The organism is Streptomyces sp. NPDC111656 (assembly GCF_055656965.1).
Map to the genome: position 1 here is coordinate 71,802 of NZ_JBVKCA010000013.1, position 23,663 is coordinate 95,464.

Annotated in this window: 23 protein-coding genes; 10 read left to right on the forward strand and 13 right to left on the reverse strand. The window is 70.5% G+C overall.

All coding sequences use genetic code 11. The features are described 5' to 3' along the window. The first annotated feature begins 518 nt into the window (after positions 1–518). The 3 genes from rpmG (at position 519) to ykgO (ending at position 1,208) form a co-directional block, all read left to right on the forward strand. Positions 519–683: a 50S ribosomal protein L33 gene (gene rpmG / locus ACZ7M3_RS32505; RefSeq protein WP_054230143.1), complete on the forward strand. Its 165-nt coding sequence runs from the start codon at positions 519–521 to the stop codon at positions 681–683. A gap of 101 nt (positions 684–784) precedes the next feature. Beyond that, positions 785–1,045: a type B 50S ribosomal protein L31 gene (locus ACZ7M3_RS32510; RefSeq protein WP_452968913.1), complete on the forward strand. Its 261-nt coding sequence runs from the start codon at positions 785–787 to the stop codon at positions 1,043–1,045. 40 nt (positions 1,046–1,085) lie between these two features. Further along, positions 1,086–1,208, forward strand: coding sequence for a type B 50S ribosomal protein L36 (ykgO, locus tag ACZ7M3_RS32515; RefSeq protein WP_054230145.1), 123 nt, complete (start codon positions 1,086–1,088; stop codon positions 1,206–1,208). A 109-nt stretch (positions 1,209–1,317) separates the two neighbouring features. Here ykgO and ACZ7M3_RS32520 read toward each other — a convergent pair whose 3' ends face one another. Both ACZ7M3_RS32520 and ACZ7M3_RS32525 read right to left on the reverse strand, forming a co-directional pair. Beyond that, positions 1,318–2,436: a sensor histidine kinase gene (locus tag ACZ7M3_RS32520; protein ID WP_388526187.1), complete on the reverse strand. Its 1,119-nt coding sequence runs from the start codon at positions 2,434–2,436 to the stop codon at positions 1,318–1,320. Next, positions 2,433–3,104, reverse strand: coding sequence for a response regulator (locus ACZ7M3_RS32525; protein ID WP_472067884.1), 672 nt, complete (start codon positions 3,102–3,104; stop codon positions 2,433–2,435). The genes ACZ7M3_RS32520 and ACZ7M3_RS32525 overlap by 4 nt, the downstream gene beginning before the upstream one ends. Before the next feature lie 202 nt (positions 3,105–3,306). Here ACZ7M3_RS32525 and ACZ7M3_RS32530 point away from each other — a divergent pair, with 202 nt between their 5' ends. Next, the gene (locus ACZ7M3_RS32530; protein ID WP_472067886.1) at positions 3,307–4,548 is read left to right on the forward strand and encodes a DUF418 domain-containing protein; all 1,242 of its coding nucleotides are present in this window, start codon (positions 3,307–3,309) and stop codon (positions 4,546–4,548) included. Positions 4,549–4,681: 133 nt separating this feature from the next. Here ACZ7M3_RS32530 and ACZ7M3_RS32535 read toward each other — a convergent pair whose 3' ends face one another. From ACZ7M3_RS32535 to ACZ7M3_RS32550, 4 genes are all read right to left on the reverse strand, one after another. Continuing rightward, complete coding sequence (locus ACZ7M3_RS32535; RefSeq protein WP_060895483.1) at positions 4,682–4,876, reverse strand: ferredoxin; 195 nt, start codon at positions 4,874–4,876, stop codon at positions 4,682–4,684. 17 nt (positions 4,877–4,893) lie between these two features. After that, on the reverse strand, positions 4,894–6,081 hold the full coding sequence (locus ACZ7M3_RS32540) for an NAD(P)/FAD-dependent oxidoreductase (RefSeq protein ID WP_472067888.1): 1,188 nt from the start codon (positions 6,079–6,081) through the stop codon (positions 4,894–4,896). A gap of 154 nt (positions 6,082–6,235) precedes the next feature. Continuing rightward, entirely contained in the window at positions 6,236–6,988 is a 753-nt protein-coding gene (locus ACZ7M3_RS32545; protein WP_472067890.1) for an SDR family NAD(P)-dependent oxidoreductase, read from the reverse strand. Positions 6,989–7,194: 206 nt separating this feature from the next. Further along, the gene (locus ACZ7M3_RS32550) at positions 7,195–7,575 is read right to left on the reverse strand and encodes a carboxymuconolactone decarboxylase family protein (RefSeq protein WP_472067892.1); all 381 of its coding nucleotides are present in this window, start codon (positions 7,573–7,575) and stop codon (positions 7,195–7,197) included. A 667-nt stretch (positions 7,576–8,242) separates the two neighbouring features. On the opposite strand from ACZ7M3_RS32550, the gene ACZ7M3_RS32555 reads away from it, so the two are divergent. Then, positions 8,243–9,880 (forward strand): flavin-containing monooxygenase, encoded by a 1,638-nt coding sequence (locus ACZ7M3_RS32555; RefSeq protein WP_472067894.1) that lies wholly within the window; start codon positions 8,243–8,245, stop codon positions 9,878–9,880. Between the two features lie 149 nt (positions 9,881–10,029). Here ACZ7M3_RS32555 and ACZ7M3_RS32560 read toward each other — a convergent pair whose 3' ends face one another. Both ACZ7M3_RS32560 and ACZ7M3_RS32565 read right to left on the reverse strand, forming a co-directional pair. Beyond that, positions 10,030–10,428, reverse strand: coding sequence for a nuclear transport factor 2 family protein (locus ACZ7M3_RS32560; protein ID WP_472067896.1), 399 nt, complete (start codon positions 10,426–10,428; stop codon positions 10,030–10,032). Positions 10,429–10,481: 53 nt separating this feature from the next. Continuing rightward, positions 10,482–10,877 carry a YybH family protein gene (locus ACZ7M3_RS32565; protein WP_472067898.1) on the reverse strand — a complete coding sequence of 132 codons (396 nt, stop codon included), beginning with the start codon at positions 10,875–10,877 and terminating at the stop codon, positions 10,482–10,484. Positions 10,878–11,030: 153 nt separating this feature from the next. Here ACZ7M3_RS32565 and ACZ7M3_RS32570 point away from each other — a divergent pair, with 153 nt between their 5' ends. Further along, entirely contained in the window at positions 11,031–12,077 is a 1,047-nt protein-coding gene (locus ACZ7M3_RS32570; protein ID WP_472067900.1) for a cyclase family protein, read from the forward strand. A 66-nt stretch (positions 12,078–12,143) separates the two neighbouring features. On the opposite strand, the gene ACZ7M3_RS32575 is transcribed toward ACZ7M3_RS32570, so the two are convergent. Continuing rightward, complete coding sequence (locus ACZ7M3_RS32575) at positions 12,144–14,153, reverse strand: alpha-ketoacid dehydrogenase subunit alpha/beta (protein ID WP_472067902.1); 2,010 nt, start codon at positions 14,151–14,153, stop codon at positions 12,144–12,146. 197 nt (positions 14,154–14,350) lie between these two features. Between ACZ7M3_RS32575 and ACZ7M3_RS32580 the strand changes: the two genes are divergently transcribed. Further along, entirely contained in the window at positions 14,351–15,058 is a 708-nt protein-coding gene (locus ACZ7M3_RS32580; protein WP_472067904.1) for a TetR/AcrR family transcriptional regulator, read from the forward strand. A gap of 58 nt (positions 15,059–15,116) precedes the next feature. Here the strand turns inward: ACZ7M3_RS32580 and ACZ7M3_RS32585 are convergent, their stop codons facing one another. The 3 genes from ACZ7M3_RS32585 to ACZ7M3_RS32595 all read right to left on the reverse strand — a co-directional run bounded on the left by ACZ7M3_RS32585 (position 15,117) and on the right by ACZ7M3_RS32595 (position 18,258). After that, positions 15,117–16,271 carry an acyl-CoA dehydrogenase family protein gene (locus ACZ7M3_RS32585; protein WP_472067906.1) on the reverse strand — a complete coding sequence of 385 codons (1,155 nt, stop codon included), beginning with the start codon at positions 16,269–16,271 and terminating at the stop codon, positions 15,117–15,119. Between the two features lies 1 nt (position 16,272). Next, positions 16,273–17,331 (reverse strand): alcohol dehydrogenase catalytic domain-containing protein, encoded by a 1,059-nt coding sequence (locus ACZ7M3_RS32590; RefSeq protein WP_472067908.1) that lies wholly within the window; start codon positions 17,329–17,331, stop codon positions 16,273–16,275. Between the two features lie 120 nt (positions 17,332–17,451). Beyond that, complete coding sequence (locus tag ACZ7M3_RS32595; protein WP_472067910.1) at positions 17,452–18,258, reverse strand: enoyl-CoA hydratase/isomerase family protein; 807 nt, start codon at positions 18,256–18,258, stop codon at positions 17,452–17,454. A 252-nt stretch (positions 18,259–18,510) separates the two neighbouring features. Here ACZ7M3_RS32595 and ACZ7M3_RS32600 point away from each other — a divergent pair, with 252 nt between their 5' ends. The 3 genes from ACZ7M3_RS32600 (at position 18,511) to ACZ7M3_RS32610 (ending at position 22,002) form a co-directional block, all read left to right on the forward strand. Next, a complete protein-coding gene (locus ACZ7M3_RS32600; protein ID WP_472067912.1) occupies positions 18,511–20,139 on the forward strand; it encodes an acyl-CoA synthetase in 1,629 nt (542 codons plus the stop codon). Continuing rightward, on the forward strand, positions 20,136–20,942 hold the full coding sequence (locus ACZ7M3_RS32605; RefSeq protein WP_472067914.1) for an SDR family NAD(P)-dependent oxidoreductase: 807 nt from the start codon (positions 20,136–20,138) through the stop codon (positions 20,940–20,942). Before ACZ7M3_RS32600 ends, ACZ7M3_RS32605 begins: the two co-directional genes overlap by 4 nt. 118 nt (positions 20,943–21,060) lie before the next feature. Further along, positions 21,061–22,002, forward strand: a complete 942-nt coding sequence (locus ACZ7M3_RS32610; protein ID WP_472067916.1) for an SDR family NAD(P)-dependent oxidoreductase — start codon at positions 21,061–21,063, stop codon at positions 22,000–22,002. Positions 22,003–22,259: 257 nt separating this feature from the next. On the opposite strand, the gene ACZ7M3_RS32615 is transcribed toward ACZ7M3_RS32610, so the two are convergent. After that, on the reverse strand, positions 22,260–23,441 hold the full coding sequence (locus ACZ7M3_RS32615) for a glycosyltransferase (protein ID WP_472068223.1): 1,182 nt from the start codon (positions 23,439–23,441) through the stop codon (positions 22,260–22,262). Positions 23,442–23,663 lie beyond the last annotated feature (222 nt).

Sequence of the window (23,663 nt, forward strand, 5' to 3'; positions counted from 1 at the left end):
CCGATGACTCCTGGGCCGTCCTGGACACGCGGCAACCCCGGTGGTGTCATGCACCGCTCCGGCTGCGCTATGATTGATCTTGAGCAGCCCGCCGGAAGACTTCGGTGGTCGGCCTCGCGTTGGTGGTCCAAGGAAAGACGTCCCGCTTCCTGCGGGGAGATGCAGGTGCAAGGCCTGCCCGGCGCTCCACAGCCCCGCCTCCTGTATTCCGGAGGCGGGGCTTGTTTCGTTTCGCCCCAAGCCTTCCTGTCGCCTCCGTACCGCTCCCCGTCACCCTGCCTCTCTCCGCCTCCCCGTCACCCGGCCTCTCTCCGCCTCCCCGTCACCCTGCCTCTCTCCGCCTCCCCGCCCCCTGTCTCTCTCCGCCTCCCTGCCTCCCTGCCTCCCTGCCTCCCTCCACCCCGGCCTCTGGCCCCTGCTCCAGCCCCCGGGAATGCGCCGACCAGGTCCGCTGTTACAGCACACGTAGCTGACATGCGCGAGTCAAGATCGCGTGATGTGGGCGGAAGGAGGACCTCATGGCACGCAACAGCGCGCGACCCGTCGTCACGCTGAGGTCGACAGCCGGGACCGGCGTCACCTACGTGACGCGGAAGAACCGCGGAAACGACCCCGACCGGCTCGTCCTGCGCAAGTACGACCCGGTGGTCGGTGAGCACGTCCCGTTCCGGGAGGAGCGCTGAGCCGAGCCCGGCACCGCCGGGCGGAGCGTCACAGGACGGTCGACCGTCACCAGACCGTCGGCCGTCACGGAACCGTCGACCGTCACAAGGGAGGCACCCTCATGAAGCCCCGCATCCACCCCGAATCCCGCCCCGTCGTCTTCCGTGACCGGGCCGCGGACATCGCGTTCCTGACCCGTTCGACCGCGCACTCGTCGAAGACGATCGAGTGGGAGGACGGGAGCACCTACCCGCTGATCGACGTCGAGATCTCGTCGGCGAGCCATCCGTTCTACACCGGGACCTCGCGGGTCCTGGACACCGCAGGCCGCGTGGAGCGCTTCGAGCGTCGTTACGGCCGTACGGCCGCGCCGCGGCACTGACGGTGGGTTCGATAGTTCACAGCACGAGGAGGGCAGATCCATGAAGGTACGCAAGTCCTTGCGTTCAATGAAGTCCAAGCCGGGGGCTCAGGTGGTCCGTCGACGGGGCGTGGTCTTCGTCGTCAACAAGAAGAACCCGCGTTTCAAGGCGCGCCAGGGCTGACGACGCCCGGGGCGACCGTCGCACACCACGCCCGTAGCGCATGCCCGAAGCCGGCGTGCGGTACGGGCGTGAGCCTCTGTCCCGAGGCGTACGGGCCACGGCGTCGCGCTCAGTCCGCGTCCGTCGGGATGCGGAGCGTCACGCGGTAGCCGCCGTCGGGGGTGGGCCCGGACTCGAAGACCCCGCCCAGGAGTTCGGAGCGCTCCCGGAGGCCGACGAGGCCCTGCTGGGAGCCGGGCAGGGGCAGGGAGGGGCGGGTGGGGGCATTGTTGGTCACCGTGACGCCGAAGCGGTCGTCGGAGTGCCACAGGTGGACGGTGGCGGCCGCGCCGGGCGCGTGTTTGCGCACGTTGGTCAGGGACTCCTGCACGGTGCGGTAGACGGCGCGTTGCGCGGGGGTGGCGATGGCGGAGGGGAGTTCACCCGTCAGGGTCGCCTCGATGCCGCTGGTCGACACGAGCTTGTGCAGGTCGGCGAGTGTGGGCTGCGGGGTGAGTTCGCCGACGCGGCCCCCGGAGGCCCGCAACAGCGCGACCATGTGGCGCAGTTCGTCGAGCGTGTCGACGCTCAGCGAACGGATGGTGCGGGCGCCCTCCTTGAACTGCGGATCCTTCGCGGCGACCTGAAGGGCACCCGCCTGTACGGCGATCAGGCTCACCTGGTGGGAGACGACGTCGTGCATCTCGCGGGCCAGCTGGGCGCGCTCCCGGGCCAGGACGGCCTGGGAGTGCAGCAGCCGTTCGTGTTCGCGGGCCTTTTCGATCTCTGTGAGCCGGTCGGCCAAGTCCCGCCGGGCCTGGACGAGTTGGCCGAGCAATACGGGGGCGGCGGCCGTGGCCAGGGTGTAGAGGAAGTAGATCAGCGTCCAGGCGCGTTCGTGTGAGCCGACGTTGCCCAGGGGCCAGGGCACGGCGGAGGCGCCGGCGAACAGAAAGGCGGCCGTGACCAGGAGCCGACGGTCGCGGGAGCGCTCGGCGAGGGTGAACAGCGCGGCGAACGGGGCGAAGACGATGTCCACCATCAGGCTGGCCGGGAGCGTGAACAGGAACACCGTGAGCGGAAAGCGGCGACGCATGGCGAGCGCGGCACAGGCGACGGCTGTCGCCGCCGTCGCGAGGCGGCTCGAGTCCCCCAGGTTGATCAGGACGTCCACGGCGGCCACGGCGACGACCACGGCATCGACGACCGGATCCGGGATCCGTGCCCACCACGACCTGCCCGCGTTCATCGCCGGTCCTCCGACCCGTTCCGCCCGTCCAGCAGGCCCGCCCGCTGGGCGAGCAGCGCGGCCCGCACCCGGCTGGTCACGCGCAGCTTGGTCAGGATCGCGCTGACATGGTCCTTGACGGTGCCCGCGCTGAGGTGGACGCGGCTGCCGATGTCGGCGTTGGACAGACCCTCCGCGATGAGCACCAGCACGTCGCGCTCCCGCTCGGTGAGCCGTCCGACACGGGCGGCCTCCTCGTCGTCCGCGGCGGTCGCGCCCGGGTGGCTCTGCCACACGGCACGGGACGCCTTCGGTGACATCACGACACCGCCCGCGTACAAGGTGCGTACCAGTTGGGCGAGTTGGTCCGGCTCGGTGTCCTTGAGCAGGAAGCCGGCCGCCCCCGAGCGCAGCGCGGTGAGGATGTACTCGTCGGCGTCGAACGTCGTCAGCATCGCCACCGCGGGCGCGTCCGGCAGCGCCCGCAGGTGCCGCAGTACGGTCAGACCGTCGACGTCCGGCATCCGGATGTCCAGCAGTACGACGTCCGGTGCCTCCCGCCGTACCGCGTCCACCGCCTCCGCGCCCGTCGTGGTCGCGACGACCTCGATGTCGTCGGCCGCGCCGAGGATGAGCTCGAAGCCGGACCGCACCAGGGCCTCGTCGTCCACCACCACTACCCGGATCACGTGCGTTCCGCCTCGTCCTTGATGCCATCGATGTCCTCGATGTCGATTGTCGTCACTGTGACCGTAGAACGGGAAAAGCCCGGTGCGGCGCTCCGGCGGAACGGCCCGGCCACCCGGCGGGTCGGTTCCAGTCGTCCGGGGGGTGTGGACCGGACGCCTGCCGGATACTGCGCGATCGGCGTTCCTCTCGAGCCTGTGAGCCATGACGCACAACGCACACGACACGGCGCTCCTGGCACCGCCCCGACCTGAGGCGTCCGAAACCACGCAACTCCCCGACCTCCGGCCCTCGGTGGGGCGCCTGATCGGAGTGGACCTCGCCCGGGGGCTCGCGGTCTTCGGGATGTACGCGGCCCACGTCGGTCCCGATCCCTCCGAGGGCGGATCGACCGGCTTCTTCATGGAACTGGCTCACGGCCGGGCCTCGGCGCTCTTCGCCTTCCTGGCCGGCTTCTCGATCGTGCTGATCACCGGCCGCTGTACTCCCAAGACCGGCCGGGCGGGCCGTCAGGCGGTCGCCAAGGTGGTGATCCGAGCCCTCATCCTGCTGGTTCTGGGCACCGCGCTCACCCTGACCGGCACCCCGGTAGAGGTGATCCTCGCCTTCTACGGCCTGTACTTCCTGCTGGTCCTGCCGTTGTACCGGCTCGGCGCCCGACCGCTGGCGGTCATCGCCGTGAGCGGTGCGCTGATCCTGCCTCAGATCCTGTACGTGGTGCAGCAGGCCCTCAACCCCGGTGGCGGCGACGGCGGTGGTCCGGGCGGGATCTGGGCCTGGCCCGCCGACGCGGACGGCATCGTCTCGCTGCTCTTCACCGGCGGCTACCCGGCCCTGGCCTGGATCCCGTTCGTCGTCGCCGGCATGGCCGTGGCCCGGCTGGACCTGGCCTCCGCCGTCGTGCGCACACGCCTCGCGATCACCGGTGTCTCGCTGGCCGTCCTCGGCTACGGCGGCTCCTTCCTGGCCCTGCACCTCGCCCCCGGCGCCGCCTCCGCGCTCCGTGCCTCCGGCTCGGGCGAGGGAGGTTCGGTCATGTCGGCCTGGTGGTCCGACACCGCGGGCTACCCGACCGGCAGCACCCCTGCCTGGCTGCTGGCGGCCTCGCCGCACAGCGAGACGACCCTCTCGGTCGTGGCCAACACCGGCGTGGCCTTCGCGGTCCTGGCCGCCTGCCTCGCCGCCATCGACGCCCTCCCGCGCTTTCGCCGACTGGCAGCTCCGGTCATCGCGGTGGGCACGATGTCCCTGACCGCGTACGTCTTCCACATCGTCGCCATCCGCGCCCTGGGCATGGAGGAACTGCCGGGTTCCCCGCTGCACGTGCTGCTCGGCTTCCTCGTGGCCGTGACCGTGTTCGCGACCCTCTGGTCCCGCCACTTCGCGCGCGGACCGCTGGAGTGGCTGCTCGGCCGGGCCACCAGGATCGCGGAGCGCGTCCGGTGAGGGGCCCGTCGGGCGGCCGCTGGGAGCCCTGGCTCCTGACTGACGGAGGCCGCCGTCCTACGCCCGGACCTGTACGCCGACGACTCGGGCCGCCGCCCCGGGTGAGGTCGAGCCGGGGGAGTGGGGAACGTCGTCATTCCTCGATGTGGATCGCCAGCGCGGGGCACACGGCTGCCGCGTTGCGCACGTCGTCGGCCAGTTCCGGTGACGGGTTCTCGTTCAGCAGTACGACGATGCCGTCCTCGTCGCGCTGGTCGAAGACGTCCATGGCGGCGGCCACGCACTGCCCGGCAGCGACGCACTTCTCCTCGTCGACGACAACCTTCATGGGTCTCTCCTGTTCGTTCAGCGGGTGGGGGTCGGCGCGTTCAGCGCGTCGACGATCTCTTGGCGGCGCAGGCGGGCCTGCTTGGGCATGTTCCAGCCGAGGACACCGGTGACCACGCCGTCGCTGCGGTACCGGGCGACGAAGCGCCGGGCCGTCATGTCGCCCTCGACGACGTCCACTTCGGCGTCGGCCGGCAGCACGCCGTGCACCTGGAGCTTCGCGTCGAACTGGTCGGTCCAGAAGTACGGCACCGGCTGGTAGGGACGGTCCTCGCCGAGGATCACCCCTGCGACCGCCGTGGCCTGCTCCGTGGCGTTCGTCCGGTTCTCCAGGCGGACCAGGCGGCCGAGTCGCTCGTGCTGCCACCGGGCCACGTCACCGACCGCGTAGACACCCTCGGCCGCGCGGCACCGGGAATCGCAGACCACCCCGTTGTCGAGGCGCAGCCCGCTGTCCGCCAGCCACTCCGTCGCGGGGGTCGCGCCGATCGCGACCACCACGGTGTCGGCGGGCAGCACCTCGCCCGTGCCCAGAAGTACTCCGGTGACCCGCCCGTGCTCCCCGGCCAGCCCCGTGACGCCGGTGCCGAGCCGCAGTCGTACCCCGCGCTCGTCGTGCAGTTCCGCCAACAGCCCGGACACCAGCGGGCCCACCTGCAGGGCCAGCGGGGCCGGCAGTGGGCCCGCCATGGTGACGTCCAGGCCCAACGTCCGCGCGGTGGCGGCGATCTCGGCGCCGAGGACACCCTCGCCGACGACCACCGACCGAGCGGAGTCCAGCAGATCCTTCCGCAGGGCCAGCGCGTCGTCGAGGGTGCGCAGCACATGTACGCCGGTCAGGTCATCCTGTCCGGGGAGCACCCGTGGCCGTACCCCCGTCGCGATCACGATCGCGTCCGCCCGCAGTTCGCGCCCGGACTGCGCCCGTACGGTCCGGGTCGCCGTGTCCAGCGCGACCGCCGCGTCCCCGAGGACGAACTCGGCGTCCAGCGTCGACAGCACCTCCTGCGTCCGCAGCGCCGAGCGGGTCGGCTCCCACGCGCCCGAGAGCACCTGTTTGGACAGCGGTGGCCGGTCGTACGGCGCGTGCGGTTCGGCTCCGAGGACCGTGATCCCGCCCTCGTATCCCTTGCGGCGCAGCGCCTCCACCGTGGCGAGTCCGGCGGCGGACGCGCCCACCACCAGCACGCGGGCCGGGGCCGTCATCCGTGCACCCCGGGGGCTACGGTCTCCCTGGTGTCGTCCTCGATCTTCATGTGCGGCTCCGTTGCGGCGCGGGTGCGGTGGCCCCGTGAGGGAAAAGTAGACCTAACGGTCGGTACAATCAATGGCGGTGGGTGTCGGGCACGCGGGCCCGGGGTCAGGCCATGTAGCGGCCGCCGTTGGTGCTGAGCGTCTGGCCGGTCACGTAACTGGCCTCCTCGGAGGCGAGGTAGGCGACCGCGTAGGCGACGTCCTCCGGTCGGCCGGCCCGCTTCATGGGCATCATGGCCGCGACCGCCTCGACGTCGACGTCGGACTCCCGCACCAGCGGGGTGTCGATGAACCCGGGCGGGACGTGGTTCACGGTGATGCCCTTGTCGATGTACTCGAACGCCAGCGCCTTGGTGAGGCCGATGACACCGCCCTTGGACGCCGCGTAGTGGCCTACGGCGGGCGCTCCGGTCTGGGCCGCCGACGAGGAGATGTTGACGATCCGGCCCCATCCCGCCCTGAGCATGTCCGGCACCAGCTCCCTGGTGACCAGGAACGGCCCCTTGAGGTTGATCCTGATCATGCGGTCCCACGAGTCCTCGGTGATGTCAGTGAAGGACTCGTAGACGCTGATTCCGGCGTTGTTGACGAGGACGGTGACGGGGCCGAGTTCGTGGCGGGTCCGGGCGGCCGCCGCGGCCACGGCGGTGGCGTCGGCCGCGTCGCCGCCCACCGCGATCGCCGTGCCGCCCGCCTCGTGGATCGCGGCGACGGTCTTCTCCGCGGCCTCCAGGTTCAGGTCCCACACCGCGACCGCGGCGCCCTGGGTGGCGAGTACGGTCGCGATCGCCTGCCCTATTCCACGGGCGCCGCCGGTGACGACGGCGACCTTTCCTTCCAGCGACAGTGGCAGTGGCATGGAGTGCTCCTTGTGTGCGTGGTCTCAGGTGCCGGGATTTTGGTGTGGGGGAGGGGACCTCTCCGGGGGAGAACTCCGTTCCCGGGGCGAAACCTCCCCGGTCCCCCAGGAACCGGAGTGGAACTTGCTTCCCGGTCCCAGGAGTTGGAGCGGGACTCCCTCCCAGGCGTGACCGCCCGCCGCCGTGACGGCGGGCCCGGAGTCGGTCAGTCGGCCAGTGCCTCGCGGGCCGCGTTGCGGGCCGCCGTCGCGGCGGGGAAGCCCGCGTAACCCGTGGCGTGGTAGATGACCTCGGCGATCTCGTCCTCGGTCAGGCCGTTGGTGCGTGCGATCCGGACATGGGTCCGCAGCTCGGTCTCGGCGCCGAGGGCGATCAGGATGCCCAGCGTGACCAGGCTGCGGTCCCGGCGGCTGAGCCCCTCGCGGGCCCACAGCGCGCCCCAGACACTGGTCAGGCCGATCTCGACCAGTTCCTCTCCGAGTCGACCGTCACGCAGGTCGAGGTCGTCGCCCTCGGGGAACACGCCGGGCAGCGCCTCCCGCATGGCCTTGAGCCCCGCGGCCCGCAGATCGGTCCCGGCCCGCAAGTCGGTTCCGACCTGCGGATCGGGACCGACTTGCGGATCGGCCCCGGACCCGACCTTGGCACCGGCACCCGACCGAGAACCGGCACCCGACCAGGCACTGGACCCCGCCCCAGACGCGGCCCCGGACCCGGACTCAGCTCCGGCCCCCGGCCTCGACACGGAGTCGGACCCGGCACCGCCACGGGCCCCGGCCCCAGACCCCACCCCCGTCTCGGCCCCGGTACCAGCACCCGCCCCCGACTCAGCCCCCGCCCCCGACACTGCCCGGGCTGCCGACCCCGCCCCCGATCCAGCCCCCGACCAACCACCCCGCCCCCCACTCCCCACGGAACGCGGGGCGGGCTCCACCCCGCCGGTCTCGGCGGCGGTGGGTTCCTCGGCATCCATGGCCCTCATGTGCGACTCCCGGTGCATGCGCTCACGTTCGTTGCAGCGAAAGTTAGATCAAACGGTCGGTACAATCAATGGCCCCGAACGACATGGCCGCTGACCACCCCTGCGCGGCTCACTGTGTCCCGTCGCTCAAGGGCCTGCACTCTTCCCGCGCCACGGCCATTGAGTCGAACCCTTCCCCTCATCTACGCTCGGGCTGAATATTCGATCGACCGGTCGAAATATCAATGAGGCTCGCGTGGGGAGTCGCGGCCCCTGTCACGTTGGAGGGCAGATGAGCGAATCGACGAAGGTGTCGAGTGCGGCGGACCAGGACCGAGTCGACGTGCTGGTCGTAGGAGCGGGAGTCACGGGCATCTACCAGCTGTATCGAGCCCGCGAGGCCGGATTCTCGGCGAAGTTGGTCGAGGCGGGCACCGGTGTGGGCGGCACCTGGTACTGGAACCGCTACCCCGAGGCCCGCTTCGACTCCGAGAGCTACACCTACGGCTACCTGTTCTCGAAGGAGCTGTGGGAGGAGTGGGAGTGGTCGGAGCGGTTCGCCGGCCAGCCGGAGATCGAGCGCTACTTCAACCACGTGGTCGACCGCTTCGACCTGCGGCGCGACATCGTGTTCGGCGCCAAGGCGACCGCGACCGTCTACGACGAACCGTCCGGGACGTGGACCGTGCGGACCTCCGACGGCGCCGAGCACCGGGCGCGCTTCGTCGTCGCGGCGACCGGCATCCTCTCCGTGCCGTTCATCCCGGATATTCCGGGGCGTGGCGACTTCCGGGGCGAGCAGCACCACACCGGTCTGTGGCCGAAGACGCCCGTCGACTTCTCCGGCAAGCGTGTGGCCCTCATCGGCACGGGGTCCAGCGGTGTGCAGATCGTCCCCGCGATCGCGGACGAGGTGGCCTCCCTGACGGTGTACCAGAAGGTGGCCGACTGGCTCACCCCGCTCAACAACGCCCCGATCGCGCCCGAGGAACAGGCGGAACTGAAGGCGAACTTCGAGTCCATCCGCGAGACGCTGAACACCTCGCCGAGCGGGTTCCTCCACCAGATCACCATGCGTTCGGGCCTCGACGACTCCCCCGAGCAGCGGCAGGAGTTCTACGAGGAGCGGTGGAACGGCCCCGGCTTCACCAAGCTGTCCGAGCACTACATGGACATGACGACCAACCCCACCGTGAACGCGGAGTGGTGCGAGTTCCTCGCCGGGAAGATCCGCAGCATCGTCAAGGATCCCGAGACGGCGGAGAAGCTGATCCCCGAGGGGCACGGCTACGGCGGTCGGCGGCCCCCGTTCGGTACCGGCTACTACGAGACGTACAACAAGCCGAACGTCTTCCTCGTCGACCTCAACGAGACACCCATCACCCGCATCACCGAGACCGGCGTCGAGACGGCCGAAGGCACGCAGGACATCGACATCATCATCTGGGCGACCGGCTACGACTTCGGGACCGGCGCGCTCAACCGGCTGGGGGTGCGCGGCCGAGGGGGGCTCGCGCTGGAGGAGTACTGGGAGGACGGCCCGCGCACCTACCTCGGGGTCGCGGCCGCCGGCTTCCCGAACTTCTTCTTCCCCGGCGGCCCGCACGGCGCGCTCGGCAACAACCCGCGCTACTCCGGCGACCAGGTGGACTTCGTCGTCGACGCGCTCGTCCACACGCGTGCACGCGGCCATGACGTGATCGAGGTGACCGCCGCCGCCGAGGACGAGTGGACGGACAAGATGAACAGCAGCGGGGACCTGTCCTCGTTCCTGAAGAGCAGTTACTTCTACGGGGCCAACATCCCCGGCAAGCCGGTGCGGCAGCTGCTGAACCCGACGGGGCGGTGGGCGCTCCAGGAGATGATCGCCGCCATCCAGCAGGACGAGTACGCGACGTTCGTCTTCACCAAGGCCACGAAAGAGGCCTAGGCGTACGAAGGCCCGGGCCGCGTGGAGGCGATCGGTCGTCTCCACGCGGCCCGGGCGTGCCGGGTTCCTGAGGCAGGCGGTGGGCTCCATGACGGCTTACGGCCCACCGCCCCCGCCCACGCTCTGCCCGCCCTCTGACCCCCTGCGGCCTACGGCACGAACGTCGTCACCCTCCGCTGGAACCGCCAGGCGTCGTCGCGCCGGCTCAGGGTGTCGTCGTAGCGCCCCACGAGCCGCACCGCCCAGCCCGCCTCGGCGCGCTGGAAGAACGCCAGGTTGCTCACCGCCCTCGCCTCGTCCTCGGTCCATGCAGTGACGACCGTGTTGGCCGTCAGGTGGAGTTGGGGATGGGTCGGCGCGAAGGCGGCGTACCCCTTGCGTATGGCCTCCTGCCCCTCGAAGGTGCCGACGCCGACGATCTCGGCGACGCCGTCGGGCCAGAACAGGTCGGCCAGGTCGTCGACGCGTCCGGCGTCCAGAGCCTGTGCGTAGGCGGCGATGGCGGCGTGCACGTTCGCCGCCACCGACGCCTCGGTCGATGCGCTCATCTCGCTCCAAGCTCCCAAAGGTGAGTGGGTCGACTACTGGAAGAACTGAAGAACTACTGGAAGGTGGTGCTCCTGCGGTGCAACCGCCACACGCCGTCGCGCCGGTGCAGCGTGTCCTCGTAGTGTCCGACCAGCTGCACCGCCCAGCCGGACGCACCCCGCTGGAGGAAGGCGACGTCGCTCGCCGCGGTCGCCTCGTCCTCCTTCCGCGAGGTGACGACGGTGTTGGTCACCAGATGCAGCTGCGGCTGCGTCGGCGCCCACGACTTGAAGGCGTCCCGGAGCGCGTCGTGCCCCTCGACGGGGTCCATTCCCGGTAGCTCCAGCACCGCGTCGGGCGTGTACAGCGCGACGACGTCGTCGGTGCGGCCCGCGTCCTGGGCCTGGGTGTGCGCGCCGATCACCGCACGCACACCCGCCACGACCCACGCCTCTGTGGATTCGCTCATTCTTCTCTCCAGGGTTGATGTTTCGACCACCTAGTCTATTGCCGAGTCCAAGGGAATGGGAGTGGAGTGCGTCGGATTTGTTGACCGATCGGTACAATCGCAAATAGCATGCGGACGGCTGTCAACGGGGACTGTGCCGAAGGAGGCGTGATCATGACGAAGCGTTGGAAGCAGCGTCCGCCGGGTTCGACGTGGGGCGACTGGGGTGAGGACGACGAACTGGGGCGCATCAACCTGCTCACCCCGCAGAAGGTCCTCGAAGGGGTGCGTGAGGTCGAGCACGGGATCAGCTTCAGTCTGAGTCTGCCTCTCGACTATCCGGGCGGTTCGGCGATGAACCAGCGGCGCTACCCGCCGATCCTGCGACCGACCGAGGACCTCGAGCACAAGCAGGACGTCTTCTACAACGTCGTCGCGCGTGAGCAGATCGACCCTTCACTGATCGATGTGTGGTCCGACGACGTGGTGACCCTCTGGCTCCAGTACTCGACCCAGTGGGACTCGCTCGCCCACCAGGGCGCCGAGTTCGACGCGGACGGTGACGGGGTCGCCGAGCCGGTCTACTACAACGGCTACCGGGCAGGCACCGACCTCGTCGGACCGCAGGAGGACGCCAAGGGGGACGGCAGCGGGAGCCTCAGCTTCGCCCGCCACCTCGGTCTGGAGAAGATGGCGGAGCACGGGGTGCAGGGCCGGGGTGTCCTCATCGACATAGCCCACCACCTCGGCACCGGCTACCAGCCGGTCGGCTTCAAGCAGCTCCAGGACATCATGGCCGCGGACGACGTGGTCGTGGAGCCCGGTGACATGCTGCTCCTCCACACCGGCTTCGCCACCCAGATCCTCGCCTGGGAGAAGAACCCGGACCCGGTGGCGATCCACCAGACGGCCGCCTACCTCGACGCGGACGACCCGGACCTGCTCGACTGGATCGCCGAGTCGCAGATCTCGGCGCTGATCTCGGACAACTACGCGGTCGAGGGCGTGGGCGTCACACAGGCCCAGGGCCCCCACACGCTCCTGCCGATCCACCACCTCTGCCTCTTCAAGCTCGGTGTCCCGCTCGGTGAGCTGTGGTACCTGCATGAGCTGGCGGCCTGGCTGCGGGAGCACCACCGCAGCCGGTTCCTGCTCACGGCGCCCCCGCTGAACCTGCCGGGGACGCAGGGCGGTCCGCTCACTCCGGTCGCGACCGTCTGACCTGACGGCTGCTACGACGGGAAGGGCCCCCAGGATTGCTGGGGGCCCTTCCCGTCGTAGCCCTGTTCAGACCGCGGCGATCCTGCGCAGCGTCTCCGCGATCGTGTCCCGTGAGGGAAGCCAGGTCCGCTCCAGAGAGGGCGCGTACGGCGCCGGTACGGAGGGCGGCGCGACCCGGGTGACCGGCGCGTCCAGGTGCCAGAAGCCCTCGTCGACGGCGAGGGCGGCCAGCTCGGCGCCGACGCCGAAGTCCCGTACCGCCTCGTGCGCGATGACCAGGCGGTTGGTCTTCGCGAGGGAGGCGAGGACGGTCTCCCGGTCCAGTGGGGCGATCGTCCGCAGGTCGACGACCTCGACGCCGATGCCCTCGGCGGCGAGCGACTCCGCGGCGGCCAGGCAGTCCTGGACCATCCGCGACCAGGAGACCAGAGTGATGTCGGTGCCCTCCCGGACCACCTTGGCCTTGCCCAGGGGGATCAGGTGTTCCACCGGCGGCCGGGGGCCCTTGAGGCCGTACTGCAGACGGTTCTCGACGAAGACCACCGGGTTGGGGTCCTGGATGGCGGCCCGCAGCAGGCCGTAGGTGTCCGCCGGGTTGGAGGGCATCACCACGGTCAGTCCCGGTATGTGGGCGAGGATGGCCTCCAGGCTCTGCGAGTGCTGGCTGCCGGAGGAGCGTCCGGCGCCGAACTGGGTGCGCACCACGAGCGGCATGGAGGCCCGGCCGCCGGTCATGAAGCGCAATTTGGCGGCCTGGTTGAGCAGCATGTCCAGGCAGACGCCGATGAAGTCCATGTACATGATCTCCACGACCGGCTTCATGCCGGCCATGGCCGCACCCACCGCCGTACCCAGGATGGCGCTCTCGCTGATCGGGGTGTCGCGGACCCGGCCGGGGAAGGTCCCGGCCAGGCCCCGGGTGAGGCCGAAGACGTTGCCGCCCGCGCCGACGTCGATCCCGGCGACGAACACGGCGGGATCCGCGGCGAGTTCGTGTTCCAGGGCGAGGCGTACGGCGTCCATGGAGCGGAAGATCTCGGCCTGGGCCGGGAGCGGGGCGGGCTCGGGCAGGGCGGGGCGCGGGGCCGACACGAAGTCGTACAAGGTCTCCGGGGCGGGCTCCGGCAGACCGCGCGCCCACTCCACGGCCGCCTCGATCTCCTTGTCGATCTCCTCGTCGACGGCGTCGGCCAGCGCGGTCGCCACGTCGGCCGTCTCCAGGTGCCGGCGGGCCACCAGCAGCGGGTCGCGTTGCTTGGCGGCGGCGACCTCCTCGGGGGAGCGGTAGCGCTCGGGGTCGCCCTCGTAGTGGCCGTGCCAGCGGTACGTCTCCGCCTCCACCAGGACCGGACCGCCGCCCTCGCGCAGCCCCCGTACGACCTCGGTCATGGTGTGCGCCACCGCGACGACGTCGTTGCCGTCGACGTGTTCGTAGGCGATGCCGTACCCGGTGGCGCGGGCGGAGAGCGGGGCGCGGTGCTGGTCGGCGGCGGGCGAGAACTCGGAGTAGTGGTTGTTCTCGCAGAGGAAGACGACCGGCAGGTCCCATACGGCGGCCAGGTTGACGGCCTCGTGGAACATGCCCTGGGCCACCGCCCCGTCGCCGAAGAACGCCACCACCACGTCACCGGCGGCGCGCAGCTTGGCCGCGGTCGCCACCCCGGTGGCGATCGGCAGTCCGGCGCCGACGATGCCGTTGGCGCCGTAGATGCCGAGGCCCGGGTCCGCGATGTGCATCGAACCGCCCCGGCCGCGACAGGTCCCGGCGTCCTTGCCCATCAGCTCGGCCATCATCGACGCGGAGTCCAGCCCCTTGGCCAGGACATGGCCGTGGCCGCGGTGGGTGGAGGTGATGCCGTCGCGTGCGCCGAGCGGCCAGCAGGCGCCGACCGCACTGGCCTCCTGCCCGATCGACAGATGCAGGAAGCCGGGGATCTCCGTCGCCTTGTACAGGTCGGAGGCCCGCTCCTCGAACCGTCGGATCCGGCGCATCCGACGGTACATTTCCAGGAGCCGCTCCGCGGGTGCGGAGCCGGTGCCGACGCCTGCGTCGGTGAACTGCGGTGCCTCGGTCATGCGCGTCCTCGCAATGCTCGCGCAGACGGCGCGCTTGCGCGCCGTCCGGGTCCATCTTTTAATGTACCGTTTGGTCTAGCAAACTGGAGCGGCGTCCCGGAGTCCGCTTCCCCCCAGGTGCGCCGACGGCCGTCTGGAGCGGACGCCGGGTTGGTCTCGGTCGAGACACGCCGTCACATCAGGCGGGGAGTGAATCAATGCCACGACCACCGGGTCATGGGCCGGGCTTCGAAGTCAGACGCCAGAAGATCATCGACATCGCTGCCTCCCTGTTCGCCGAACAGGGATACGCGGCGACCTCCATCAACGACCTGGGCCGCGCGGTCGGGCTCGCCAAGGGAGCGCTGTACTACTACATCGTCTCCAAGGAGAACCTGCTCATCGAGATCCAGTCGCGGGTGATGCGACCACTGCTGTCGCGTGCGCGGCAGATCGCGGAACTCGACGAGGATCCCCTGCTGCGACTGCGGCTGCTGTCCGAGTCCCTGTTGACGATCATCTTCCGCAGGCTCGACCACATCTGGGTCTACGAACACGACTACCGCAGTCTCAGCGGCGACGAGCTGGAGACCCTGCTGGGCCAGCGCTCCGATTTCGAGCACCTGGTCTCCGGCCTGCTCGCGGAAGCCGTCGACCAGGGCATCTTCCGTGCGCTCCAACCGCGGCTGGCGACCCTGCAGTTCCTCAACCTGCACAACCACACCTACCAATGGGTGCGCCCCGAGGGGCAGTGGGACGCCGCGTTCCTTTCGCGCGAGTACTGCGCGACCCTGTTCCGCGGCTTCGGCGCGTCCGACAACGCGCTGCCGGACGTGGAGGAGCGGGCCGCCGCGTTCAAGCGCGACCGTCCCGACCTGCCGCTCGACCCCGAGGCGGAGTGGCAGCCGGCCGCTGTCGGCGGCTGACCCGGACCCGCGGTGCGCTCCGGCACACCGCGGGACCCAACCGTTCCTCATGGCCGGCTCACGCCTGCCTCACCAGCGCTCTGGCGATGACGTTGCGCTGGATCTCGTTCGTGCCCTCGCCGATCTCCAGGATCTTCGCGTCGGCGTAGAAACGGGAGATCTCCGACTCCCGTACGTAGCCGTAGCCGCCGTGGATCTGCACCGACGCGGAGGCCGCGCGGTTGGCGACCTCGGAGGCGTACAGCTTCGCCATGGCGGCCTCCGTACTGTGCGGACGGCCCTGGTCGGCGAGCCAGGCGGCGCGGTAGACCATCCAACGGGCGGCCTCGAACTCGGTGCCGATATCGGCGATCTTGTGCGCGACGGCCTGGAAGTCCGAGAGCGGGCGGCCGAACTGGTGGCGTTCCGTGGCGTGTTTGAGGGCCAGCGCCAGCGCCGCCTTGGTGAGGGAGAGGCCGAGCGCGGCGACGCTGATGCGGCCCTTGTCCAGCACGGACAGGAACTGGCGCAGCCCGCCGCCCTCCTCGCCGATCAGATGGTCGTCGGGGATCCAGCAGTCGGTGAAGACCAGTTCCCGGGTGTCCATGGCGTGCCAGCCGAGCTTCTTCAGCTTGTGGCCGCAGGCGTAGCCGGGCGTGCCGGTGGGGACGTAGAAGGTCGCGTACCGTTTGCGCCCGTCGTCGTCCCGGCCCGTCACGGCCAGCAGCGTGACACCCTGGCTGATCTCGGTCCCGGCGTTGGTGATGAACATCTTGGTGCCGTTGATCACCCAGCCGCCGTCCGCCCGCCGCGCGGTGGTGGCGATACCGGCCGCGTCGGAACCGGCGTCCGGCTCGGTCAGCCCGAAGGCCCCTATCGCCTCGCCCCTGGCCAGCGGCGCCAGCCAGCGCCGCTTCTGCTCCTCGGTGCCGTAGGCCAGGAGCGGCAGGGAGGCGATGGTGGAGTGCGCGTTCCAGGAGGAGGCGACCGACTGGTCGGCGGCGCCGAGTTCCTCCATCACCGCCACGTAGGAGACCGTGTCGGAGCCGGCGCCGTCGTACTCCTCGGGCACGAGCATGCCCATCAGGCCGAGTTCGCCCAGCTTGGTGAAGACCTGGGTCGGGAAGTGCTCGTTCTCCGACCACTCGGCCGCGTGCGGGGTGATCTCCTTGGCTGCGAACTCGCGGACCATGTCCTGCAGGGCCCGAGTCTCCTCAGGCAGGTCGAAATCCATCTCACAGTCCCTTCGGGGTCAGCAGCACCTTCAGGTGCCGGGCGCGATCGGCGACCAGGTCCTCGAAGACCCCGGCTCCTCCCGACAGCGGAAAACGCCCGGTGATCAGGGCCGAGGCGTCCAGACGCCCGGTACTCATCAGATCGATCACGCGGGGGATGTCGAAGGTGTAGCCGAGCGTGCCGAGCACGGCACGCTCGTAGAAGACGAGCTGCCCCATGTCGAACTCGACGCTCCCGTGGCCGACGCCCGCGAGCACCACCCGGCCGCCGCGCCGCACGGTCGCGACGGCCTGCGCCGCGAGCCGCGCCACCCCGGTCGCGTCGATGACGGCGTCCGGTCCGATGCGCCCGGTCCGCAGGAACACCTCGCGGCGTACGTCGCTCGCGCGCGGGTCGAAGGCCTCGGTGACGCCGAGTTCGAGGAGCCTCTCCCGCCGTTCCTCGAGCGGCTCGCTGACGTAGAGCCCGGCCGCCCCCGCCAGACGCGCGGCGAGGACCACGGCGAAGCCGATGGGGCCGCCGCCCACGACCAGGACGTTGTCGCCCGGCCGCACCCCGGCCCTGGTGACCGCGTGCAGACCGACGGCCAGGGGTTCGGCCACCGCCGCCATCTCGTCGCTCACGTTGTCCGGAAGGCGCATCAGCCCGGCGAGCGGGACGGTGACACGCTCGGCGAAGGCGCCCGGCGAGGCGAGGCCCACCGAGCCGCCCTTCGGGCACAGGCGGTACTCGCCGCGGGTGCACCAGTAGCAGACGCCGCAGCGCCAGCAGGGGTCGGCGGTCACCCGGTCGCCGACCCCGATGCCGGGCACCTGCGCGCCCAACGCGACCACCGTGCCGCTCAGTTCATGGCCGAGGGCGAGGGGTGGCCGGGCGCCGGTGAGCGGATGCGGGCCCTCGCGGATCATGTGCGGGCCTTCCAGGAACTCGTGCAGGTCGGTGCCGCAGACTCCGCACCAGGAGACCTCCACGACCGCCTCGTGCGGTCCGGGCTCGGGAGGGTCGGGGACCTCCTCGAGGCGCAGGTCCCGCGCGCCGTGCCAACGCAGTGCCTTCATGGTGGGCACCCCTTTCGTGTCGTACGGCCTTGGCGCAGCGTGTGAGCGCCGTCATGTGTTGTCGTTCGGCTGCGGCGCCGTCGTGGCTGGTCGCGCCCCGCGGCGAAGCCGCAATTGGATTCAGCCCCGCGCCCCTTCGGGGCGCTCCTGTCCCGCATCCCCGAAGCGGGTCCGGCCCGGGCCGTGGTCGAGGAAGGAGCGGATGCCCGTGGTGGCGTCCTGCGTGCCGAACACCCCCGTGAACAGGGCGCGTTCGAGGCTGAGTCCGGTGGCGATGCCCGCGTCGGCGCCATGGTCCACCGACTCCTTGATCGCCTCCAGGGCCGCGGCCGGTCCCTCGGCGAGCCGACGGGCGTAACCCAGGGCGGCGTCGAGCGCCGACCCGGCGGGGACGACCTCGTCCACGAGCCCCAGACGCAGCGCCTCGTCGGCGGCCACCCGGCGGCCGGTCATCAGCAGGTTCTTCGCGCGCGACGGCCCGATCAGCCGGGTCAGCCGCTGGGTGCCGCCCGACCCCGGCATGATGCCGAGCTGCACCTCCGGCTGGCCGAGGACGGCGTTGTCGGCGGCCACCCGGTAGTCGGCCGCGAGGGCCAGTTCCATACCGCCGCCGAGCGCGTACCCGGTGAGCGCCGCGACGACCGGCATCGGCAGCCGGGCCACCTCGTCGAAGGTCCGCTGCAACGCGCGGTTCCAGCCCCGCACCTCCTCGGGCCCCATTGCGGCCAGGGCCTTGATGTCCGCCCCGGCGGCGAAGAGCCGGTCGCCCCCGTGCAGTACCACGGCCCGTACGTCCCGGGCGTCGGCCAGCTCGCGCGCACAGGCGGAGAGCTCCGCCCGCAGGGCCGAGTCGAAGGCGTTCAGCGGCGGGTTGTCGAGGCGGACCGTGACGACGGGGCCGTCGTTGTCGATTCGGATGCGTGGCACAGAGGGGCACTCCTCGTCTGGCGGAAGCGACATCGCGAGCGCGCGCATGGTTGTCGAGGCGCACGCGCCGTCGTAAAGTGCGGCACACAAGTTTTATAGACCAATGGGTACACTAAATCTTGAGGGTGGGCAACCGACCGGTCGGAATCCGGCCCGCGCCCGCTTTCCCTCCGGGGAGAACGAGAATTCCGCGCACCCCACATGGCGCAGCGCGCATCGCACACCGCAGATCGCACACCGCACAGTGACCGCGTGAGCCGCGGCAGGCAGCGTTCGACGTCGAACACGACCCAGCGAGAGAGTCCCGTGCACAATTTCGCGAGCATCCTCGATTACCACCTGGCCCAGCGGCCCGACGCCGTTGTCGTCGCGCAGGACGAGCGACGTCTGACGGTTCGTCAATTCCATGAGCGGGTCAGCCGGCTGGCCGCCGGACTGGCCGAACTGGGCATCGGGCGCGGCGACGTCGTCGGCCTGCTGCTCTACAATCGGCCGGAGTTCCTGGAACTGGTCTATGCGACCAACCGCCTGGGCGCGGTCTTCCTCCCCTTGAACTACCGGCTGTCGGAGGAGGAGTGGCAGTACATCCTGGGTCATGCCCAAGCCAAGGCGATCGTCACCGAGCCGGAGTTCGCCCCCGCGGTGGAGCGGAGCGCCGGCTGTCTGACGGACCTGGAACACCGGATCCTGGTCGAGGACGACAACTCGGCGGAGTCGTGGACCAGTAGGGACACACATACCACCACGGATGCGTGGACCGGCTACGAAGATCTGCTCGCCCGGCACCCGGATGCCCGCGTGGAGCCCGTGGACGTCGGGCTCGACGACCTCCAGCGGCTCATGTACACCTCCGGCACCACGTCGCGCCCCAAGGGCGTGTGCGTCACGTACGGAAACCTGCAGGCCAAGAACCTGTCCCACATCGTCCACTTCGGTCTGACCGCGGCGGACACCACGCTGGTCTGCGGCCCGCTCTACCACGTCGGCGGCCTGGACATGCCCGCCCTCGCGACCCTGTACGCGGGCGGCGGCGTCGTCCTCCAGCGCAGGTTCGACGCGCCGGGCGTGCTCCGCGCGATCCAGGAACACCGCGTCACCAACGTGTGGCTGGCGCCCGCCATGGTCAACGCGGTCCTGGAGGTCCCGGACCGCGAGTCGTACGACACGACCTCGGTCCGCTTCGTCCTGGGCGGCGGGGAGAAGACCCCGGAACCCGTGCTGCGGCGGATCACGACCGCGTTCCCGAACGCCTGGTTCGCCGATGCCTACGGACTGACCGAGACGGTCTCGGGCGACACGTTCCTCGACCGCGAGCACGCGCTCGCGAAACTGGGCTCGGTCGGGCGGCCCGTGCCGCACACCCGCGTCAGGATCGTCGACGACACGGGCAAGGAGGTTCCGGCGGGCGAACTCGGCGAGATCACGCTGCGCGGTCCGAAGGTCTTCGCGGGGTACTGGCGTGACGAGCAGGCCACGGCCGCGGCCCTGCGCGACGGCTGGTTCCACACGGGCGACATCGGGCACGTCGACGAGGACGGCTTCCTGTTCATCGACGACCGCAAGAAGGACATGATCGTCTCCGGCGGCGAGAACATCGCCACCCCCGAGGTCGAACGGGTCCTGTACGAGCACCCCGCCGTACTGGAGGCCGCCGTCGTCGGTCTGTCGCACTCCCGCTGGGGCGAGGTCCCGAGGGCGTTCGTCGTGTTCCGGCCGGGAGCGAGCGCCGGGACCGAGGAACTGCGGGAGTTCTGCCGGGCACGCCTGGCCAAGTTCAAGGTGCCGGCCCGCTTCGACATCGTCGACGAACTGCCCCGTACGCCCTCGGGCAAGGTCCTCAAGCGGACCCTGCGCGACATCGCGGCGGGAGGCGAGCGATGACCGACGTGCGCACCGACGTGAACGGCGACGTGCGCACCGACGTGAACAGCGAGCTGCGTCTGGACGGGCGGACCGCGTGGGTGACGGGGGGCGGAAAGGGGCTCGGCCGCGCGATCGCCGTCGCCCTGTCCCAGGCCGGTGCGACCGTGGCGGTGACGGCACGGACGGCGTCCGACCTGGAGCGGCTGGAGGCCGAACGGGCCGAGCACGGCGGCAAGATGCTGGTGCTGCCCGGATCCGTCGGCGACTCCACCGCCGTCCGCACCATGGTGGAACGGATCCACGCCTGGTCGGGCCGGCTGGACACGGTGATCAACTGCGCCGGAATCAGCCCCCACTTCACTCGCAGCGAGCGGACCACCGACGAAGACTGGCGGCAGGTGCTGGACGTCAACCTCCAGGGCACCTTCTACTGTTGCCGCGAGGCGGGCAAGGTGATGCTGGAGCAGCGCTCCGGCTCGATCGTCAACGTCTCCTCGGTGCACGCGAGCACCGGCTTCGAGCGGATCGCCGCCTACGCCGCGAGCAAGGGCGGGGTCGAGGCGCTCACCAAGGCGCTGGCCGTCGAATGGGCCGACCGCGGGGTGCGCGTCAACGCCCTCGCGCCGGGCTACTTCCACACCGACCTCAGCTCCGGGCTCCTGGACAGCCGCTGGGGTGAACGGATCGTGCGCCGCACTCCCATGGGCCGGGTGGGCAGTGCCGAGGAGCTCGGCGGCGCGGCGGTGTTCCTCGCCTCGGACGCCTCCCGTTTCGTCACGGGGACCACGCTCACGGTGGACGGCGGCTGGACCGCCTGGTGAGCGGCTTCGGGGGGCGGGAGCGGTCCCGACGCCTCCATTGTATGTACCGACCGGTCGATCTAAAGTGGGCTGGGAGTCGAGACCCGCAGTGACAACGCAAGTACGACAGGAGTCACCCATGAGCGAGTTCAGCTTCGAAGGACGCGTCGCGGTCGTCACCGGCGCGGGGCGCGGCATCGGCCGGGCTCATGCCCACCTGCTGGCGCAGAGGGGCGCGAAAGTCGTCGTCAACGACCTCGGGGGGTCGATGGAGGGGGAGGGTGTCGACAAGGGTCCCGCGCAGTCGGTCGTCGAGGAGATCGTCGCGGCCGGCGGTGACGCCGTGGCCGACATCAGCGACGTGTCCACGCAGGCGGGCGGTCAGGCGATCGTCGACGCCGCCGTCGACCGCTACGGCCGTATCGACATCCTGGTCAACAACGCCGGGATCATCAGGTGGGGCGGCCTGCCGGAGGTCGACCTGGAGAACCTCGAGCGCCATCTCGCCGTTCACCTCATCGGCTCGTTCAACACGATGCGGGCCGCCTGGTCGCACTTCGTCGAGCAGCGCTACGGCCGAGTCGTACTGACGACCTCGAGCGGCCTGTTCGGCCTCGACAACAACCTGTCGTACGCGGCGGCGAAGGCCGGGGTGGTCGGGCTGGCGCGCAGCGCGAAGCTGGCAGGCGAGCCGCACGGGATCAAGGTCAACCTGATCGCGCCGGCGGCGCAGACCCGGATGGCCGGGGGTGACGCGCCGGTCGCCGAGGGCCGGGCCGCCGCCGACGGGCCGTCCATGCCGTCCATGCCGTCGGAGGCCGTGTCGCCCATCGTCGCGTTCCTCGCGCATGAGAGCTGCCCGGTGAGCGGGGAGATCTACACGGCCGGTGCCGACCGCTTCGCACGGCTCTTCATCGCCTCGACCGAGGGCTATCTGCACCAGGGCGGTCCGGCCACCGTCGAGGACATCGCCAAGAGCTGGGACGCCATCAACGACGAGGCCGGCTACTACGTGCCGTCCGACCTGATGTCGTGGTCCGGCTCGTTCCTCAAGCACCAGTTCGGCGGACAGATTGCTTGAGTTGGGCGGACATCCGGGGAATCCCGCCGTACGCTCCCGTTGCCCAAGGGTGCCGCACCGTGGGCCTGTTGGCCGCCGAGGGCCGGGTGGGATCGTGACCCTGATCAGGCAGTGCCGTCGGAGAACCGACAAGATCGAGACCGGTGTGGACAAGGCGCAGGAGTACGTCGAGAAACTGGGCGAGAAGGAGGCCTGACCCCGCGCGGCGAACGCAGGTCCCGGGGCGCCCCGGGGGCGCCCCTTCCCGGCGGACTCGCTCAGAAGGGTTCCGGGAGAGGAACCCGGCTCGACCTGCTGCGCACCTGTTCGATGAGCGCGGCGTACGCGGCGATCATGCGGGTGCGACTGAACCGTTCGCGGCTCAGGGCCAGGGCCGGTGCGAACTCGGCGCCCCGCGCCACCGCCTCGGACCAGGCCAGGGCGATCGCTTCGGGGTCGGGCGGGGTGAGGAAGCCGTGCCCGGTGACGATCGAGGCGCTGTCGCCGACATCGGTGGCGACCGGAACGGCCCCGCACATCATGCCCTCGATCAGGCACAGCGGTGCCGCCTCGCCGCTGGCGGAGGTCAGCGACACCACGTCGGAGGCCGCGTAGACCGTCTCCATGTCATGCCGCACGCCGAGCAGCGAGAGGCGGTCGGCGAGCGGGGCGTCCTCGCCGAACGCGGTGGCGATGTCCTCACGCAGGCAGCCGTTGGCCTGGGTCATACCCGCGCCGCACATCAGGACGTGGCCGTCGGGCTGCCGGCGCAGCCAGGCCCGGGCGGCCCGGAGGAACAGCGGAACGTTCTTCATCGTGGCGTAGCGTGCCGCGAAGACGATCACGGGCGCGCGCTCCGGGATGCCCAGCGACGTCCGCAGCAGAGCGCGTCTGAACGGGTCGGGGCGAAATCTCAGCAGATCCACGCCGTTCGGGATGACGTGCAGCAGGCCGGGCGGGACCCCGGCCGAGGCGTACGCGGCGCGCGTCGACTCGGCGCAACAGATCCCGGCGGCGATCCGGCCGTCGGCGACCGCTGTCCGCAGCTCGTCCAGGGCCGCCCCCTGGTTCTCGGGGTCGGAGCGGTGCAGACAGACCACGACGGGCCGCCGGGGCAGACCGGCCTGGTTGAGCAGGCCGAGCGGCTGCTCCTTGAGGGACAGGATGACGTCCGCGGCGGCCACCGCCCGCGTGGTGGCGGCCAGCTCCGGCCCGGTGAAGGCCTCGGGGCCGCCGGGGGTCCCGGGGGTGCGGCCCAGCGAGGTGACCGGCACGCCCGCCGCGGTCAGTGACCGGTAGCACGCGTCGTCCTCCATCCGCTGCCGGGTCTCCTCCCGATACATTTCGCCATTCACGCTCAGCACCGCATGCCGCTGGCCACCCTCATGGAGCCCCAGCACCACATCACTGTGCACGATCCGGGCCCCGCCCGAGAAGAATCCTTCATAGATCGACAGCACACGCAGTTCGTCCATCACGCGCACCTCTTGGCCCGTCTCGCAGAAAGGGAGGAAACCTTTTCAACCCCTGTGATCTGCGGGTTCTCCGCTATGGACACAGGAGAAACTTGCGAGCCTGTGAACTCGTCGTTTCAAATTCGGACACGATTGGTTACGGCGTACTGTTCGGTTGATCAGCCGAATGAAGAGGCTGAGGTCGCGGGCCTGACGGCTGTTCTCACA

Coding starts and splice junctions, on each gene's coding strand:
- ACZ7M3_RS32610 (WP_472067916.1), top strand. CDS start 21,061: ATGAGCGAGTTCAGCTTCGAAGGACGCGTCGCGGTCGTCACCGGCGCG.
- rpmG (WP_054230143.1), top strand. CDS start 519: ATGGCACGCAACAGCGCGCGACCCGTCGTCACGCTGAGGTCGACAGCC.
- ACZ7M3_RS32520 (WP_388526187.1), bottom strand. CDS start 2,436: ATGAACGCGGGCAGGTCGTGGTGGGCACGGATCCCGGATCCGGTCGTC.
- ACZ7M3_RS32605 (WP_472067914.1), top strand. CDS start 20,136: ATGACCGACGTGCGCACCGACGTGAACGGCGACGTGCGCACCGACGTG.
- ACZ7M3_RS32545 (WP_472067890.1), bottom strand. CDS start 6,988: ATGCCACTGCCACTGTCGCTGGAAGGAAAGGTCGCCGTCGTCACCGGC.
- ykgO (WP_054230145.1), top strand. CDS start 1,086: ATGAAGGTACGCAAGTCCTTGCGTTCAATGAAGTCCAAGCCGGGGGCT.
- ACZ7M3_RS32535 (WP_060895483.1), bottom strand. CDS start 4,876: ATGAAGGTTGTCGTCGACGAGGAGAAGTGCGTCGCTGCCGGGCAGTGC.
- ACZ7M3_RS32585 (WP_472067906.1), bottom strand. CDS start 16,271: ATGGATTTCGACCTGCCTGAGGAGACTCGGGCCCTGCAGGACATGGTC.
- ACZ7M3_RS32570 (WP_472067900.1), top strand. CDS start 11,031: ATGACGAAGCGTTGGAAGCAGCGTCCGCCGGGTTCGACGTGGGGCGAC.
- ACZ7M3_RS32580 (WP_472067904.1), top strand. CDS start 14,351: ATGCCACGACCACCGGGTCATGGGCCGGGCTTCGAAGTCAGACGCCAG.
- ACZ7M3_RS32575 (WP_472067902.1), bottom strand. CDS start 14,153: ATGACCGAGGCACCGCAGTTCACCGACGCAGGCGTCGGCACCGGCTCC.
- ACZ7M3_RS32555 (WP_472067894.1), top strand. CDS start 8,243: ATGAGCGAATCGACGAAGGTGTCGAGTGCGGCGGACCAGGACCGAGTC.
- ACZ7M3_RS32540 (WP_472067888.1), bottom strand. CDS start 6,081: ATGACGGCCCCGGCCCGCGTGCTGGTGGTGGGCGCGTCCGCCGCCGGA.
- ACZ7M3_RS32590 (WP_472067908.1), bottom strand. CDS start 17,331: ATGAAGGCACTGCGTTGGCACGGCGCGCGGGACCTGCGCCTCGAGGAG.
- ACZ7M3_RS32510 (WP_452968913.1), top strand. CDS start 785: ATGAAGCCCCGCATCCACCCCGAATCCCGCCCCGTCGTCTTCCGTGAC.
- ACZ7M3_RS32530 (WP_472067886.1), top strand. CDS start 3,307: ATGACGCACAACGCACACGACACGGCGCTCCTGGCACCGCCCCGACCT.
- ACZ7M3_RS32560 (WP_472067896.1), bottom strand. CDS start 10,428: ATGAGCGCATCGACCGAGGCGTCGGTGGCGGCGAACGTGCACGCCGCC.
- ACZ7M3_RS32565 (WP_472067898.1), bottom strand. CDS start 10,877: ATGAGCGAATCCACAGAGGCGTGGGTCGTGGCGGGTGTGCGTGCGGTG.